Here is a 14,684-nt window from a genome sequence, read left to right as displayed (position 1 = left end):
TCCGAGTTGTTCCAGTGTTTTGAGTTTTTCATATGCTCTTGTCATTTCGACTTTCCGTCTAACAGAAAAAAATGCCCGCAATCGCCGTTTTTCAGCTTCATATGGACGATCTAACGAAGGCGTTTTTTACCGTGTCCTTATCAAATAACATATGATCAATTGCGTAGATGTTTTGTTCCTTTTTTCAAGATCATGAAAGAGGAGGTTATTTGACAGGTTGTGGATAGACGAGATCTTCGAGCAATTTCACACCATGCTGATGAAGCTGTTTGATCATTTCTTTACGGACAGCAAGGGCAGCTTCAAAGTATCTTTCATCTTCGACCATCCCTTTGACTGTGATTTCAATGCCGCGATTCAGCTTGTTGAGTCCCATAATACCGTGAACCTGAAAGGGTTCAATGGCTTCTTGGAATTCATCTTTTTTCAGAAAGTCATGATGGTTTTGATTCAGTTGGTCACAAGCTGCTTCCAATGCCTGAAAGGCGATGTCAGGATCCTGATTAGCACTGATTAACACAGATTCCGTAATGCGCATATAGTGCATGTTGTAGTTTTGAATTTGCCGGATGTCCCCATTTGAAATGGTTAACAGCTTGCCGCTCCATTCTCTAATTTGAAGAGAGCGTAGGCCAATTTCCTCAATGGTTCCATTAAAGAGATTATTGACCGTTACATAGTCTCCTTTATGGATCTGCTGTTCATAGATCAGGAATATCCCTGCTAAAATATCACGGATTAACGTTTGCGCACCAAAACCGATCACAATCCCAGCAACGCCAGCACCAGCAAGGATTTTTCCAAAGTCATCAAAGAAAAGGGACATGACATAAATCACAAAGCAAATAGAGGCTGTGTACTTCGTGATCGATCTCACCAAGCTCTCAATCGTTTTCTTCTTCTTGTCTTCAATAAACTCTGTTCGTTTAAAGAAAAGCTGAAGGGCTTTATTAACCATAAAGACAGCAAGCCAAAGAATGAGTCCAACAAGCAGAATTTCAATGTATTTGTTTTTGACTACAGTCAGAAATGTATCGTTCATCTAAAGGTTACCCCCTGGCCGTTCGAGATGTAAAATCGACATCTTGATAATAGCTGTTTTTCACAAGAACATTAGGACCTAGACATTTTACGCTTGGGCAATGACAGTTCAGTTCTTTTGCCAGTTTTGTTTCCATCCAGCGTGTGTACGCAGATTGCAGTGTATCTGTTTCAATGTTACCGAGTGGAGGCGTATCGCCAAAGTCTGTCACAATAATATTCCCATCAAAAATATTCACATTCAATCGGGAGCGGCCGTCAGGATCATTTCGGACGGTGACGTTTTTGGCTTGACGCAATCTTTCGAGAAGACGCTGGTCTTCTTCGTCTGTGCTACATGAATAAAATGGCAAAGTACCGAAAAGCATCCATGTGTCCTTATCACGAATATCCAGTAGCTGATGAATGGCGTCACGCATTTGCGGGAGCGTCAATGTTTCAAGTGCACTGGCAAAATCACTTGGATACATCGGATGAACTTCATGCCGTTGACATTTCATCTCTTCCACGATTTGACGATGAATGTGCTCCATATAAGGCAATGTACGCTTATTCAGCATTGTCTCTGCGGATACAGTCACACCCGCTTTGACAAGTGCCTGACTATTTTCGATCATTCGGTCAAATAATTTTTCCCGCTGCTGAAAGGTTGGTTTTCTGTCCATCATGGCAAAGCCAACCGTTGCAAATTCTTGGGCAGTGCCCCAATTATGTGAAATGTGGAGGACATCAAGGTATGGAATAATCTCCTCATATCGAGCCAAATCAAGCGTTAAGTTTGAATTTATTTGTGTACGGACACCGCGTTCGTGAGCATACTTTAATAAAGGCACTACATATTCACGGACAGATTTTAGAGAAAGCATAGGTTCCCCGCCTGTAATGCTAAGTGAGCGAAGTAAAGGGACCTCATCTAGACGGCGAAGTAACAAGTCAAGAGGCAGTGCATTTGGGTCTTTTGGTTGCAATGTATAGCCAACTGCACAATGCTCACATCTCATGTTGCATAAAGTGGTGGTCGTCAATTCAATATTTGTCAGCTTCATTTCTCCGTAGTCCTGCACATCGAGATAGGCTTCCCAAGGGTCGTATGCAGGGGTAATTGGACGAAGTGCTGTTTTTTGATTCATGGTATCTATCTCCTTTTCATTCGGGCAAACGAAGACCCGCCAACAGTTAATTTTAAGCCTCATTTCCGTTATACGCAAGTCGGGCGGAATTGATTTGAAATGCAAAAAAAGATAAGCTATAAACAAATGCAAAAGGGAGTGTCTCTATGGGCAAGGCAGCAGATAGTAAAGAGCAGCAAGTCGATTACTTAAGGAACCGACTAGATATGTTGATGCATGTCATTGATTCATTAGATCCTGAATCAACAGATGTTGAGGATATAGACAGACTCATTCAGATGATTGATGATTTAGAAGCTAAATACGAACGTTTTAAAACCGATTGGATAGATCAGTAGCTTGCACATGCGGGCTTTTTCATTAAATTGGCAGGTTAAAATCAGTATGAGTCTCGGTCAGATTCTGCACAATATAAGAAAAACCGGGAAGTGACGAAGATGAAAAAATATATGCTGATCTGTTTATGTGCGCTTTTTTTGTCGATGCCAATTTCAGAAGCAACAGCAGTGTCGAACCAACCCATTCATTGGGGATTTGCCAAAAGCAAACAGCACAAACCAGCAGATGCTGGGAAAAAACTCACGACACTTTTAAAAAAATATGATGCCTTTTATTTAGGGGATACAAAAAAGAAAGAAATTTATCTTACGTTCGATAATGGCTACGAGAACGGGTATACACCCAAGATTTTAGACGTGCTGAAAAAACACAAAGTACCTGGGACCTTTTTTGTCACAGGTCATTTTGTAAAGGATCAGCCGCAACTTGTGAAACGTATGGCAGAGGAAGGGCATATTATTGGCAACCATTCATTCCATCATCCTGATTTAACGAAAAAGACTGCTAAAGAAATCAAAGAGGAGCTAGACAGTGTAAATGAGGCGGTTTACAAAATAACGGGAAAGCAAGATAACCTTTACCTTCGTCCTCCGCGCGGGGTGTTCAGTGAAAGGGTATTAAAGGAAACGAAACAGCTAGGCTATCAAACCGTTTTCTGGTCGGTTGCCTTTGTAGACTGGCATATTCACCATCAAAAAGGAAAACAATATGCCTATGATCAAATGATAAAACAGGCTCACCCAGGTGCAATTTATTTACTTCACACCGTATCACGTGATAATGCCGAGGCACTGGACGATGCAATCACGTCTTTAAAAAAACAAGGTTATTCTTTTAAAAGCTTAGACGATCTCATGCTTCAAAAAGTATGGCATTTGCCTCAGCTATAGAAAAAAGCTTGCAGCACATCTGCAGGCTTTTTCCTTTCCGCTATGACGTGAAAACAAGGGAATCTTGTCCGCCTTTTGCTATTTAAAAATACGGAACCACCCTTTATGTTTAAACCATAGGAGCATGCCGGAGACAAGAATTCCCATGAAAATGAGCACCCCGTAATAGCCGTATTTCCAGTGTAATTCAGGCATGTAATCAAAATTCATTCCATAGACCCCAACAATAAAGGTCAGGGGAATAAATATGGTGGACACAATCGTCAATGTCATCATAATCGCATTCATCCGATTAGAATTCAGCGTCTGATAACTGTCCCTAAGGTCTGCTGTCATATCTCGGTTAGACTCAACAATCTCTGTCAATTTTAGAAGATGATCATATATATCATTAAAATAGGCTTGTCGGTTTTTGTCGCTTTTTATCATGTTAATGTTAACGATCCGATATAAAAGGTCTCTCATCGGAATAATTGTTCTTCTTAGCTTTAACAAATCTGACCGAATTCCGAACACTTCGTTCATTAAAGTACCATATGTTTTATGCCCTTCTTCATCTTCAATTTCATTCAACCTATCTTCAATCTGATATATAATCGGGAAGTAATCATCAACCAGCTGATCAATCAGCATATAGGCAAGATGCTCAGGTCCACTGTTTCGTATGTGATCAGACGCTTTGAGTTTGCGTATCACACGATCAATGTATGGCGCTTCTTTTAAATGAAAAGTAACGATATAGCTTTCACCAACAAAAAGATCTACTTCCTCTGAACGAAGTGTTTTTTGATTGAGGGCATGAAGAACGAAAAATAAATACCCATCATAAAAATCAAGCTTAGGCCGCTGCAAATAATGGAAGCAATCTTCTATCGCAAGCGGGTGAAACTGAAAGAATTCTTTCAGCATTGCTGCTTCTTTTTCAGTTGGCGCGTGAAAGTCAATCCAATACCAAGCGATATCGGGGCTTGAAAGCTGCTGTAATGTTGCATGTTCAATCAAGTCTCCGTTTTTTGTTACTGCAATTTTTTTCAGCATATGCACCCCTCCAGACTTGCATTATATCATGAAGCAGTGTGAGCAAACTTATTCATTTTGTCAATAAAAAAAGCCGATCTCATGAATGAGATCGGTCCATGTGCGTGTATGATTGAAGGATAAAAGCGAGATTTAAGGACGACGGAAGTTAACGAAACCACCGTTACGGTCAAACCAGCCTCTAAATGCCCAGTTGATGTAGCCGCCGTCACCTTTGTTTGTGAAAGATCCACTTTCAAATACCCAAACTCCGTAAGTGAGACCTCCGTATCTAACTGTAGCGAATGTTTTGACTCCGTTAAAATGTGTCTCATAGCCTTGGCTTAAGTTAAATACCATGACATTGTATCTAGAGCCAGCAGCATAGAAAGCAGACTCCATTAAACCTTTTACAAAGCCTTCACGGTTTGTGTTTGCATTAGCAGCATTGATGATTGCATTTGCAATACCAAGTACGTCAAAGTTAATGTTAACGTTAGGAGAAAATGCTTTACTTTCAGCAATTTTGTTTAAGACAGTTGGCTGAACAGTTGTTGAAACTGGAGCGGCTTTTGGCTCAGCAGCATGAGCAAAAACAGGTAGTGTCGAAGAAACAGCAGTAGCAAGTGCAATAGAAAGAATTGTTTTTTTCATTGGTCGGATCTCCTTTGTTTTTAATTTTTTTGGGTCTTACTTTTCGTAAAATTATGAAACTAGGTGAAGCCGGTTAATCAATGAGGTAAATATGTTCCTGTAAGATGAAATAAATGATTGCCTATTCTGCTAATTCCTTTGTTCACCTCCTTGATATGTCATAATTATAAATTTTTTTGAAAAGTAAGATATCGCCCATTGGTTCTATTTCTAATTTGAGGAATATGATCCTAAAATTTTGATAGATCATGTCGAATTTTGGTTGGATTCGCCTAAAATCTTGCGTGATTCCAAAAAGAAAATGACCGAAAATAAGGAAGATATGACTGATAAATTCTTGTACTCTTTATTTTTAAAAGTATTCAATATAGAGAATGATTCATATTAAATGAATCAATCATATCGCTTGTTTTGGCAGAAAGGGAGAGGCATATAATGTGGGAAAAAAAGTTGGTACTTGAGCCGCCATATCACTTCGATCAGGTGTTAAGGCGCTTATCAAATGATCCATTAAAGGCAGTAGATATGAAAAAAAGAGAAATTAAAGTACCGATCAGGTTGGGAAAAAATCCATATATTGCGATCGTTCGAGCAACTGGAACAATCGAGACGCCAACATTCCTTGTGAAGGCACATGGTCCAAAGGATCAAATTATATGTGAGATTAAGCGAATATTTGGGATGAATCATCAATTAAAAGTCATTCATGCCCACTTTTCTCAAACAAACCTTGCATCTATATTTGAACGTCACATGGGTACACCGCTTATGCTTGACTTTCATTTGTATCATTGTTTGATGAAATGCATCATTCATCAGCAGCTTAATCTGGTCTTTGCTTATGAGCTGACAAAGCGGTTTGTTCACACCTATGGAGAGCAAATAGAAGGTGTTTGGTTTGATCCTTTACCAGAAACCATTGCCTCCCTTCACACAGACGACTTACGAAAGCTTCAATTCAGTCAGCGGAAGGCGGAATATGTCATTGACGTATCAAAACGAATCGTCAGCGGCTCCCTTTGTCTAGAGAAATTACAGGCATTGCCGGATGATGAAATTGAAGAGCGGCTTCTTCCAATTAGAGGAATTGGTCCTTGGACTGTTCAAAATGTGCTCATGAATGGACTTGGAAGACCGAATCTCTTTCCAATGGCTGATATCGGTATTCAAAATGCCATCAAACAGCATTTTGAATTGTCCGAGAAGCCGACAAAAGAGCAGATGATGGAATTGAGCAAGGAGTGGGCGCCTTATTTAAGCTACGCTTCCCTTTATTTATGGAGAAGTATCGAGAAAGACAAATAAATGAAACGCATTTTCTCTCTTTGTCCAAGTCGTGATATACTAATGAGATGGTATAAAATGAGGACAACCTATAAAGGTTCAAATAGAACGGAGAGATTGAAATTGAAAGATAAACAGCAAGTGGCTCTTCTGCAAAAGGGACAACAGTTCCCGCTGACGATTAAACGCCTTGGCATTAATGGCGAAGGAGTCGGTTATTTTAAAAAGCAAGTGGTGTTTGTTCCAGGGGCGCTTCCTGGTGAGGAAGTAGTCGTAGAAGCGACAAATGTACAGCCGAAATATGCAGAAGGTACGGTTAGGAAAGTGCGAAAACGCTCGGAGCATCGAGTGAAGCCGCCATGTCCAGTATACGAGCAGTGCGGAGGATGCCAGCTTCAGCATTTGGCTTACGAGCAACAATTAAAAGAAAAACGTGATATTGTCATTCAATCAATAGAGCGTCATACGAAATTATTGGTAGAAAAACTAGATATCAGACCAACGATCGGCATGGAAAATCCTTGGCACTACCGGAATAAAAGTCAATTTCAAGTAGGACGTTCCCATAGTGGAGATATCATTGCAGGACTCTATGGGCTGAATTCTCACAAGCTTGTTCCGATTAAGGAATGTATCGTTCAGCATCCAGAAACGAACAAAACAACAGGCGTTGTCCGCAAAATTTTAGAGAAATTTGGCGTATCAGTTTACAACGAACGTACAAGGAAAGGAGACGTGCGTTCGATTGTCGTGCGAGTTGGATTTAAAACAGGCGAGGTACAGGTCGTGCTTGTTACAGCTAAACCAGAATTTCCAAAGAAAAAAGAAATCGCCGAAGCCATTCAAAAACGTCTGCCAGAAGTAACGTCCATTATGCACAATATCAATGGTGAAAAAACATCTGTCATCTTTGGTCATAAGACTTCACACTTAGCTGGGAATATGGTCATTCAAGAGTTCCTTGGTGATGTTTCCTTTGAGCTGAGCGCACGTGCCTTCTTCCAATTGAATCCGAAGCAAACCATAAAGCTTTATGATGAAGCCAAGAAAGCGGCCAAACTGACAGGAAAAGAGAAACTCGTCGATGCTTATTGCGGCGTTGGCACGATCGGAATGTGGCTGTCAGATGGCGCAAAAGAAGTAAGAGGAATGGACGTGATCAAAGAATCCATTGACGATGCCAAGAAAAATGCCAAAAAACACGGCATGAAAAACGCTACCTATGTGACAGGAACAGCGGAACACTGGTTGCCAAAATGGGTCAAACAAGGCTTCCGTCCTGACGTGATCGTCGTTGATCCACCAAGAACAGGCTGCGAACGCACCTTCCTAGACACAGTCAAAAAGGTCAAACCGAAACGCTTTGTCTACGTCTCCTGTAACCCATCAACACTAGCAAAAGACCTCGAATACATGTCAAAAGACTACAAGATCGAATATATTCAGCCAGTGGATATGTTTCCGCATACGGCGCATGTGGAGTGCGTGGTGTCTTTAGCCCTTAAATAATAAGGGTTGAAGAGATGTCAAATCTCATTTGACCACATTTTGACCACTTAACCGCCTATATGCATCGAATTTTTTTGCTGTTCAAGCTTTATTTTGGAGTTACATGGGCGTAAATGTCTCCAGTCATTTTTATAGATGAATGACCAAGACGTTCTTGAACTTCTTTTAGAGATACACCTGCAGTACGAGGATAAATTGGTCTGCCATCTTGTCTAGCACAAATAAAATCCTGATTCTCATCCTCATATAACGATCCTAAACTCTTTTTCCTGTAAGATTTCAAGTACGCAACCAGCTAATCTTCAATCAGGCTGTCGAGAAAATCTCGACAGCCTACAGCCTGGACCCTCTATAAAAAGAGGGCTAACTGTTATTCATCACTGTCCATTTCCCATATTTTCTGACCGTCTGCTAAATATACTGCATTTGGTGGTTCTTCATAAAGAAGATCTCTACTAATGAGCTTTTTTCTTTATTTAACCAATTATATATACTGCTTTCATTATGAGTAGGATGGGTTAAAATTTCTATTACTCTAAATAATTTACATCATCGACTTCTAACCTATTATCTGTTCCATAGAGTGTGTCTGATTTCCCCATAATCTTTAATACATTTTTCATCTAATGTTTTTATTAAAGAGTTATATTCTATAGTTATTCATCCTTTTATTTCATTCTAATGGATGGACTATATGAGCACCGTCTTTTCCATTAAAAGAAACAAAAAACTCTTTTAAGGATTCTCATTACTAGTCGTTATTGATTTTGTCTTGATAATTTTTTAAAATTTTTGTGTTTAAATCACTGATTTCTGAGAAATGCCATTCAAACGTTGTAATAATTCTATGAAGTTCAAATAACATTTTCTCTATTTCATCACCATTGTTCTTATCCAATGAACCGAAATTATTTAATATAACATCCAAATCTTTAGTTAACATCCTAAAATCCTCAAGGTTCTCGTACAGTTCGTCTAAATCTTCTTTATTTACAATATTAATACTTGAATTAAGATTATCTAGTATGTCCAATATTCCTTCTAATTTCTTATCCATATAAATACCCCCTATTTATTTATATTCCTTAACAAATCGTCCAAGTGCCTTTTTAGTCTTATTAGTGTTTAAAGTACCATCTAAATTCAAAACGTACTTCACATTCCCTGTCTTATCAATTACTTCTAAATGGTCTTTATGTAATGCGTCAAGATAAACTCCATAACCCTTTTTCAGATATTGGTTAGCAGTTTTCTTTTCTACCTTATAAATTGATTGTCCGTCATACTTTACTTTTGTTTTTGATAAGGAATTACTTATTGATTTTCCAAATTTCATATCAAAAAACTCATTCATGTTTGAGACAGGTTTAACAGTCTCCTTTGCCGTCTTCGTAACTTTCTTAGCTACTTTCTCCCCTTTCATTATTTTAAACACGTATTTTCCAGCTTTAACGATTTGAGCTCCTGGTATCATGTACAAGCTTGATACGAGGCGGTCTGTGTCAGTGACTTTATTACCTGTTACAGGATCTCTCCCTGTAATGACTCGAATTGCGTCGTTTATTCCTGTGAATTCAACCGCTGTATTTAATACGTTTTGGGGTTGATCGCCTGTTTTTACATCAGAAATCGGTTTAACGCTCTCAATCGTTACTTTGTTTTGCTCCGATATTCGTAACCGATACAGCATTCCGTCTCGCATGACTTCAACTGTTTTGGCATTTGCGAAGTCGATATGTTTGTACTCACTTGTATCATACACTTTCCCATTGATGATCACTACGTTTTGATTGATTTTAGTAGGTGGCTTTTCCTTCATAACCGTATCCACATTCGCCCGTTCTTTCTCTCTCAGCTTCCTCAGCATAATCATCATTGGGGTTTCGTCAGGATTGTCTATTTTTTCATTCAATCCACTGATCGTACTGCTCACTTTTTCTGCTTTTCCATCTTTGAAAATAGAGCCTTTTTGATAGCTGGTGATTTCGATTTTCGGACCAGTGAACATGGTGCTTAGGGTGTCTATGTATTGATTCATTGTGTGAAGGGCGCTTTCTGTTTCATGTAAACCACTCGTTTGTTTCCTGTCAAATGCATGAAGCAGTCCAATGGTTTTTGAGGTCTCAAGCCATGCTTTTTGGTAGCTTTCTTGGAAAGCAGATTCATCTACATGTGGCAAATGCACAATATGGCTGACCCTGCCGAGGGCTTGATTTACATCTGATACGATATCAGAAATGGTCCGTTCTGCTTTTTTTAACCCTTGATCAAGCTCGTGTTCAATGAATGATTGAGAGATAAAGCCATTCGGGTTTGATTCAAATGCATGGAGAGCCTGCTTTGTCTTTTTTAGCGCACCGGTGTATTCTTCAATGACGACCTGAAAGAATTGCAAAAAGGGGATATGACACTCTTCGTAAAACGCTCGAATGGCTTCTCCAGCCTCGCCCTTTAGTGCGCCATCTAGTGAGATGATTTGATTGATTTGTATTTCAAGGGATTTGATGCTTTGTGATTGTTGTGTTAATTGTTCCAGCGTTTGATCAATGGCAATGTGCAACGCCTGAACATCTAAAGTTTTCATGGCATTCTCCTTTAATGCTTGGTTGCAATCAAAAGAGATTTTACCATTATACGGAGAATGATTGGGAAATAAATACTTAACTTCCGTAAAAATGTCTCTCACTGCCTGTGATTTTAAATAAAATGGATATTATGGATTGACGAAAGAACAATAATTAGGCGAAGATAAAAGAAACTGTAAGATAAAGGGAGACAAAGCATGATTCATATCGTATTTGGCGCTTCACCTGCTGGTAGTCTAAAACAAGCATTGCGTGAAATGAAGAAAGATCAAGTGGAAGATATCATCACCTTTGATGATATTTATTCCATTGGACCACTTTGGCATTTGCATGAACGTGAAGGGCAAGAGAAGCGTAAAGAGTGGCTACGTCACGTCTTATCCAATGAATTTGGCGAATTTGATGACATGGTCATTAGTCAGAAAATAATGCTTGAACAAATAAAGAATATAAAAAATGGCGCGCGCATTCTGATCTGGACAGGCAACAATGCACATGAACAGATAGGCATGCGATATGCCGTTTATTTATTAAAAGAAAAAAACGTTGAAGTGTCCGCAATCAATACAACCATTGCATATGATCAGTTGTTTAATACAAATACAATTCGCATGGACCTTCGACATACTGGAGAAATCCCATCTGAAAAATATAAAATTATTTATGGAAGTAAAAAGCACTTTCACACCTTTACCAAGGAAGAAAGAGAGAGATTACAAAAAGAATGGCTTTCGTTTGCGAAGGGAGATCATACACTACGGATATGGCGACATGAACAAACGATCAGCGTACCAGAAGATGAATTTGACGCTTATTTGGTCAAAATGGCAAAGCGAGTTCATCAGTCATGTCAAGAAGAGGATGATATAAAGGCAGCTCGTTTGATTGGAGAAGTCATCGGTCATTTAGATCAGTATATCGGAGATGATTTTATTGAGTACCGACTAAAGAAATTAATCAATCAAGGTATTTTTGACATGAAAGGGAATTTATTTTCCATGCGCTACTATTCTATTAAGCTCACACCATACGGCCAGCGCTTCAAAAAGTGGGTGTGCTGTCGTGAGTTTAAAGATAAACCTTTTGTGAAAATAGAAGGAACCTATGATGTTGAACCTTTTCAATGTGGTTATTGTCAATGTCCTTTAGAAAAAGATGATGTACCTTTAAGCGATGCACTCTTTTTAGACATCTGTAAATGGAACATACAGTATGGCTGTTGGCTTGATGAAGAGACAGAGGACTTGCTACCAGATGGTATGGAGCTAGAAAAGAAGTTCAATCAGGAAGGGGAACGAATCATTGAAAAAATGAAGCATGCATTATCACCTGCGTATCAAATTGAGTATATCCCGAGTGAAAGAACGAAATATGATATTTAAAGGAGTGAAGCGGTGGTCCCATTTTATTTTACAATAAAAGAACGATTTACGAAGGATTAGGCGTCTAAGGAATGAATAGACGTTTTAATCCTTATTTTCATTTGAGAAGCAATGACGCAAGAGAACTCTAAAACCGAGTCTGCGTATAAAAGGGAAAATATTGAATTGTTTATTGCATAGAGACGTAATAAAGATTTGTCACGAACGTTCAACATGTCTAAAGAAGAAGCTGAAAAAATGAGAGTGGATTCTACGGAACTAACACCGTTAAAAGGGATGAGATTAAAGAAAGTGCAGTGATCATGGTCCTATTTGGCTTGAGTAATATATTTACAATTCATTTATCGTATTTTTTCTTCATTTTAGGACTTGTTAAAGTATTGTAGGTTTTATAAAAATAGACTCTACAAAATCTTTTGAACAGGTGGCGATCTACGAAAAAGCCAAAATGGGGAAAAGAGTGGAAACAAATGTTCAAGATGTGCGGAATGTCCGATCAAGTTCAAGCTCCAGGTAAAATAACCTTCTCGCAAGAAGAAGCATTTGATAAGCTAAAAGAATAGTTTGAGCTAATGCCTATCTATGTGTAAGACTTTGAACAACAACATATATTTTATGTGGAAAATTGGATTGTCAATATGGAGTGAACGGAGAAAACGGTGAAGTTATTTCATTAAGTAACATTTCGTTTTAGAGATTGAGAATGAAGAAGTTTTAAAAACAGTGTAGTTTACTTGGATCATTACAAACATCATTGGATGTAACAAGCCTTCTGTTAGTTGCTTCACCTTTAGAAGAGAAGTACTTTTTCAACAAAATGGAATATCATAGCAGGAAGACGACGTTCTATCACGAAAGAAAATAATAAGAGAATGACTTTAGGTTCATCGTTTGAATTCAAGTGCGAGAAGCAACCTTATTCTTTCAAAAAGAATGAGAGAACGTATATACATTTTGAGCATTCAATACAGTAAAGTTAATGAACAGTTCATATCCACGAGGAGATAAAGTGTCTTAAGTAATAGAGCGACATATGTGTGCCAAAGTCATGTAAGAGTTCATAGTGTTTCAAGGTGAGTTTGATGTCATGCTAAGAAAGTGAGGATATCCACTTGAGTCCATTGGAAGTGTTTCGCCAGTTTTTAGTTGACCATTATCCTGCGCTACAAAATGAGCTTTGGCTGAAAGATGTTGATACCCTTCGAATCTCTCCCATTCTTCACCCTTTTCTTAAAAGTAAGTTGCCAGAAGGAGTAGAAAAATTCACTTGTGTGTTATTCACGCAGCAGACAGATCAATCAGGCGCACCCCTCAAAGTATATGTCCTATTAGATGAACACGAGCAATCACTTTATGCCATTGATATATTGAATGAACAATCGGTGCTCCATTAATGATGATGGCAGGGAAGCAATCCCTGCCTTTTCTATATTGTCATGTATACAACTTCAGCCCCACCACACCGATGACAATGAGCAGCAGGCTCAGGATACGAATCAAGTTTTTCGGCTCTTTAAATAGAATCATATTAAATAAAACAGAGCCAGCTGTCCCTAGACCAATCCATACCGTATAGGCGACAGATACTTGAACAGAAGAGAATGAAGCATATAAAAATAAAAAGGAAGCGGCAAAGCCACCGACAAATAATAAGCCTGATGCGATTTGTTTTTTCTTACTGAACATATTTAAGCCAATGGTTCCGCCGATTTCACAGGCAGAGGCGAACAAAACAAAAAACCAGCCCATTTTATATCGCTTCTCCTTTCTGCTGATGCGTTTCTCCATCTGACACTTTTAAACCAATAATACCAATGATTAAAATGCCCATAAACAGCAATTTTTCTAATGAGAATGATCCGCCGAACAGCGTATAATCCATGATGGACGTACCGATGGTTCCAACTCCGGCAAACACGGCATAGACCGTTCCTGTCGGTAACTTCTCGCAGGCTTTCATTAAAAAGTAAAAATCGATAGGGATGAGGCAGATAATGATCGCCCATTCCCAAACTGCATCTGCTTTATTTAAGCCGAACACCCAAAGTAATTCAAATAAACAAGTGAGTGCGACATATATCCAGCTTTTCTTCATCTCATATCCTCCTATAACTGACGATTCGTCATTTTAAAGCCGAAAAAGAGCGTACAGCGTATGCTGTACTTTTTAAGGTGTCTCTATGCCGAGTGCGTAAAGGAGAAATTGCTTGACTTCCCGTTTTTGAATGAGCACCTCCTCTGTATCTGTTTCGGTAAACAAATACATTTGTTCCGCAGAGGACTCTAGTAAGCCAATAATAAATTTTGCCGCATATTGACAGTTCAAATTTGATCTAATGCGCCGTTCTTGCTTGGCTTTTTCTAAAAAGGCGGCAACCCATTTGTAGAGCGGTTCGTAAATATCTTCCCATTCCTTTAAATGCTCGGTTGCGGCTAAACCAGAGTAGGTGAGGGCAAGCACATCACGGTATTGTCTCGTAAAGGAGAAAATAAATTCAACAAGAGCATCTGCCTGATCAAGTACATCAGCATGCTGGGTTAATTCCTGTTCAATCGCAGGAACCATCTGTGAAATAAGATGCTCTGCAATGGCAGGCATCACAGAAAGCTTCGAGGGAAAATATAAATAATACGTTCCTTGTGCGACACCTGCTTTTTTCACAATGTCTGAAATGGTCGTCTTTTCAATCCCCTTTTCCTTAAACGCATCAATGGCAGCGAGCATAATCTTTTCTCGTTTCGACATAACCTCACCGACCTTAAGTGACTGAATGTCAGTCAGTATAACCGGAAAATGACGATTTGTCAATATGAGACCTGCTAACTTTATTGATTGAGAAAATAAGGGATGAA

The 14,684-nt window shown here is 38.9% G+C and carries 16 protein-coding genes; 6 read left to right on the top strand and 10 right to left on the bottom strand.

The features are described from left to right. Window positions 1–205: 205 nt before the first annotated feature. A complete protein-coding gene (locus ABVJ71_RS07770) occupies window positions 206–1,042 on the bottom strand; it encodes a mechanosensitive ion channel domain-containing protein (protein ID WP_353856361.1) in 837 nt (278 codons plus the stop codon). A 7-nt stretch (window positions 1,043–1,049) separates the two neighbouring features. Then, window positions 1,050–2,171, bottom strand: a complete 1,122-nt coding sequence (gene yfkAB, locus ABVJ71_RS07765) for a radical SAM/CxCxxxxC motif protein YfkAB (RefSeq protein ID WP_353856360.1) — start codon at window positions 2,169–2,171, stop codon at window positions 1,050–1,052. 146 nt (window positions 2,172–2,317) lie between these two features. On the opposite strand from yfkAB, the gene ABVJ71_RS07760 reads away from it, so the two are divergent. Further along, entirely contained in the window at window positions 2,318–2,509 is a 192-nt protein-coding gene (locus tag ABVJ71_RS07760) for an SE1561 family protein (protein WP_353856359.1), read from the top strand. A gap of 99 nt (window positions 2,510–2,608) precedes the next feature. Further along, window positions 2,609–3,400 carry a delta-lactam-biosynthetic de-N-acetylase gene (gene pdaA, locus ABVJ71_RS07755; protein WP_353856358.1) on the top strand — a complete coding sequence of 264 codons (792 nt, stop codon included), beginning with the start codon at window positions 2,609–2,611 and terminating at the stop codon, window positions 3,398–3,400. Window positions 3,401–3,478: 78 nt separating this feature from the next. Here the strand turns inward: pdaA and corA are convergent, their stop codons facing one another. Next, on the bottom strand, window positions 3,479–4,438 hold the full coding sequence (corA, locus tag ABVJ71_RS07750) for a magnesium/cobalt transporter CorA (RefSeq protein ID WP_353856357.1): 960 nt from the start codon (window positions 4,436–4,438) through the stop codon (window positions 3,479–3,481). Between the two features lie 132 nt (window positions 4,439–4,570). Then, entirely contained in the window at window positions 4,571–5,071 is a 501-nt protein-coding gene (locus tag ABVJ71_RS07745; RefSeq protein WP_353856356.1) for a stress protein, read from the bottom strand. Between the two features lie 435 nt (window positions 5,072–5,506). Between ABVJ71_RS07745 and ABVJ71_RS07740 the strand changes: the two genes are divergently transcribed. Both ABVJ71_RS07740 and rlmD read left to right on the top strand, forming a co-directional pair. Further along, window positions 5,507–6,376 carry a DNA-3-methyladenine glycosylase gene (locus ABVJ71_RS07740; protein WP_353856355.1) on the top strand — a complete coding sequence of 290 codons (870 nt, stop codon included), beginning with the start codon at window positions 5,507–5,509 and terminating at the stop codon, window positions 6,374–6,376. Between the two features lie 102 nt (window positions 6,377–6,478). Beyond that, entirely contained in the window at window positions 6,479–7,864 is a 1,386-nt protein-coding gene (gene rlmD / locus ABVJ71_RS07735; RefSeq protein WP_353856354.1) for a 23S rRNA (uracil(1939)-C(5))-methyltransferase RlmD, read from the top strand. An 88-nt stretch (window positions 7,865–7,952) separates the two neighbouring features. Here rlmD and ABVJ71_RS07730 read toward each other — a convergent pair whose 3' ends face one another. The 3 genes from ABVJ71_RS07730 to ABVJ71_RS07720 form a co-directional block, all read right to left on the bottom strand. Beyond that, window positions 7,953–8,147 (bottom strand): hypothetical protein, encoded by a 195-nt coding sequence (locus ABVJ71_RS07730; protein WP_353856353.1) that lies wholly within the window; start codon window positions 8,145–8,147, stop codon window positions 7,953–7,955. Window positions 8,148–8,615: 468 nt separating this feature from the next. Next, the gene (locus ABVJ71_RS07725) at window positions 8,616–8,921 is read right to left on the bottom strand and encodes a hypothetical protein (protein ID WP_353856352.1); all 306 of its coding nucleotides are present in this window, start codon (window positions 8,919–8,921) and stop codon (window positions 8,616–8,618) included. Window positions 8,922–8,936: 15 nt separating this feature from the next. Next, window positions 8,937–10,448: a T7SS effector LXG polymorphic toxin gene (locus tag ABVJ71_RS07720; RefSeq protein WP_353856351.1), complete on the bottom strand. Its 1,512-nt coding sequence runs from the start codon at window positions 10,446–10,448 to the stop codon at window positions 8,937–8,939. A gap of 198 nt (window positions 10,449–10,646) precedes the next feature. Between ABVJ71_RS07720 and ABVJ71_RS07715 the strand changes: the two genes are divergently transcribed. Both ABVJ71_RS07715 and ABVJ71_RS07710 read left to right on the top strand, forming a co-directional pair. Beyond that, entirely contained in the window at window positions 10,647–11,831 is a 1,185-nt protein-coding gene (locus ABVJ71_RS07715; protein ID WP_353856350.1) for a DUF1835 domain-containing protein, read from the top strand. 1,112 nt (window positions 11,832–12,943) lie between these two features. Beyond that, on the top strand, window positions 12,944–13,225 hold the full coding sequence (locus ABVJ71_RS07710; protein ID WP_353856349.1) for a hypothetical protein: 282 nt from the start codon (window positions 12,944–12,946) through the stop codon (window positions 13,223–13,225). Between the two features lie 40 nt (window positions 13,226–13,265). Here the strand turns inward: ABVJ71_RS07710 and ABVJ71_RS07705 are convergent, their stop codons facing one another. The 3 genes from ABVJ71_RS07705 to ABVJ71_RS07695 form a co-directional block, all read right to left on the bottom strand. Continuing rightward, on the bottom strand, window positions 13,266–13,580 hold the full coding sequence (locus ABVJ71_RS07705) for an SMR family transporter (RefSeq protein WP_353856348.1): 315 nt from the start codon (window positions 13,578–13,580) through the stop codon (window positions 13,266–13,268). Between the two features lies 1 nt (window position 13,581). After that, a complete protein-coding gene (locus tag ABVJ71_RS07700; protein ID WP_353856347.1) occupies window positions 13,582–13,926 on the bottom strand; it encodes an SMR family transporter in 345 nt (114 codons plus the stop codon). Window positions 13,927–13,998: 72 nt separating this feature from the next. Further along, window positions 13,999–14,577, bottom strand: coding sequence for a TetR family transcriptional regulator (locus tag ABVJ71_RS07695; protein ID WP_353856607.1), 579 nt, complete (start codon window positions 14,575–14,577; stop codon window positions 13,999–14,001). Window positions 14,578–14,684 lie beyond the last annotated feature (107 nt).

It is taken from the genome of Bacillus sp. Bos-x628 (assembly GCF_040500475.1).
Classification (GTDB): domain Bacteria; phylum Bacillota; class Bacilli; order Bacillales; family Bacillaceae; genus Bacillus; species Bacillus maqinnsis.
The sequence above is the reverse complement of the archived record's forward strand: the minus strand, read 5'-3'. Positions and strand labels throughout refer to the sequence as shown.

Excerpts from the sequence above, each read along its gene's own strand:
- ABVJ71_RS07770 (WP_353856361.1), bottom strand. The coding sequence starts at position 1,042 with ATGAACGATACATTTCTGACTGTAGTCAAAAACAAATACATTGAAATT.
- yfkAB (WP_353856360.1), bottom strand. The coding sequence starts at position 2,171 with ATGAATCAAAAAACAGCACTTCGTCCAATTACCCCTGCATACGACCCT.
- ABVJ71_RS07760 (WP_353856359.1), top strand. The coding sequence starts at position 2,318 with ATGGGCAAGGCAGCAGATAGTAAAGAGCAGCAAGTCGATTACTTAAGG.
- pdaA (WP_353856358.1), top strand. The coding sequence starts at position 2,609 with ATGAAAAAATATATGCTGATCTGTTTATGTGCGCTTTTTTTGTCGATG.
- corA (WP_353856357.1), bottom strand. The coding sequence starts at position 4,438 with ATGCTGAAAAAAATTGCAGTAACAAAAAACGGAGACTTGATTGAACAT.
- ABVJ71_RS07745 (WP_353856356.1), bottom strand. The coding sequence starts at position 5,071 with ATGAAAAAAACAATTCTTTCTATTGCACTTGCTACTGCTGTTTCTTCG.
- ABVJ71_RS07740 (WP_353856355.1), top strand. The coding sequence starts at position 5,507 with ATGTGGGAAAAAAAGTTGGTACTTGAGCCGCCATATCACTTCGATCAG.
- ABVJ71_RS07725 (WP_353856352.1), bottom strand. The coding sequence starts at position 8,921 with ATGGATAAGAAATTAGAAGGAATATTGGACATACTAGATAATCTTAAT.
- ABVJ71_RS07720 (WP_353856351.1), bottom strand. The coding sequence starts at position 10,448 with ATGAAAACTTTAGATGTTCAGGCGTTGCACATTGCCATTGATCAAACG.
- ABVJ71_RS07715 (WP_353856350.1), top strand. The coding sequence starts at position 10,647 with ATGATTCATATCGTATTTGGCGCTTCACCTGCTGGTAGTCTAAAACAA.
- ABVJ71_RS07705 (WP_353856348.1), bottom strand. The coding sequence starts at position 13,580 with ATGGGCTGGTTTTTTGTTTTGTTCGCCTCTGCCTGTGAAATCGGCGGA.
- ABVJ71_RS07700 (WP_353856347.1), bottom strand. The coding sequence starts at position 13,926 with ATGAAGAAAAGCTGGATATATGTCGCACTCACTTGTTTATTTGAATTA.
- ABVJ71_RS07695 (WP_353856607.1), bottom strand. The coding sequence starts at position 14,577 with ATGTCGAAACGAGAAAAGATTATGCTCGCTGCCATTGATGCGTTTAAG.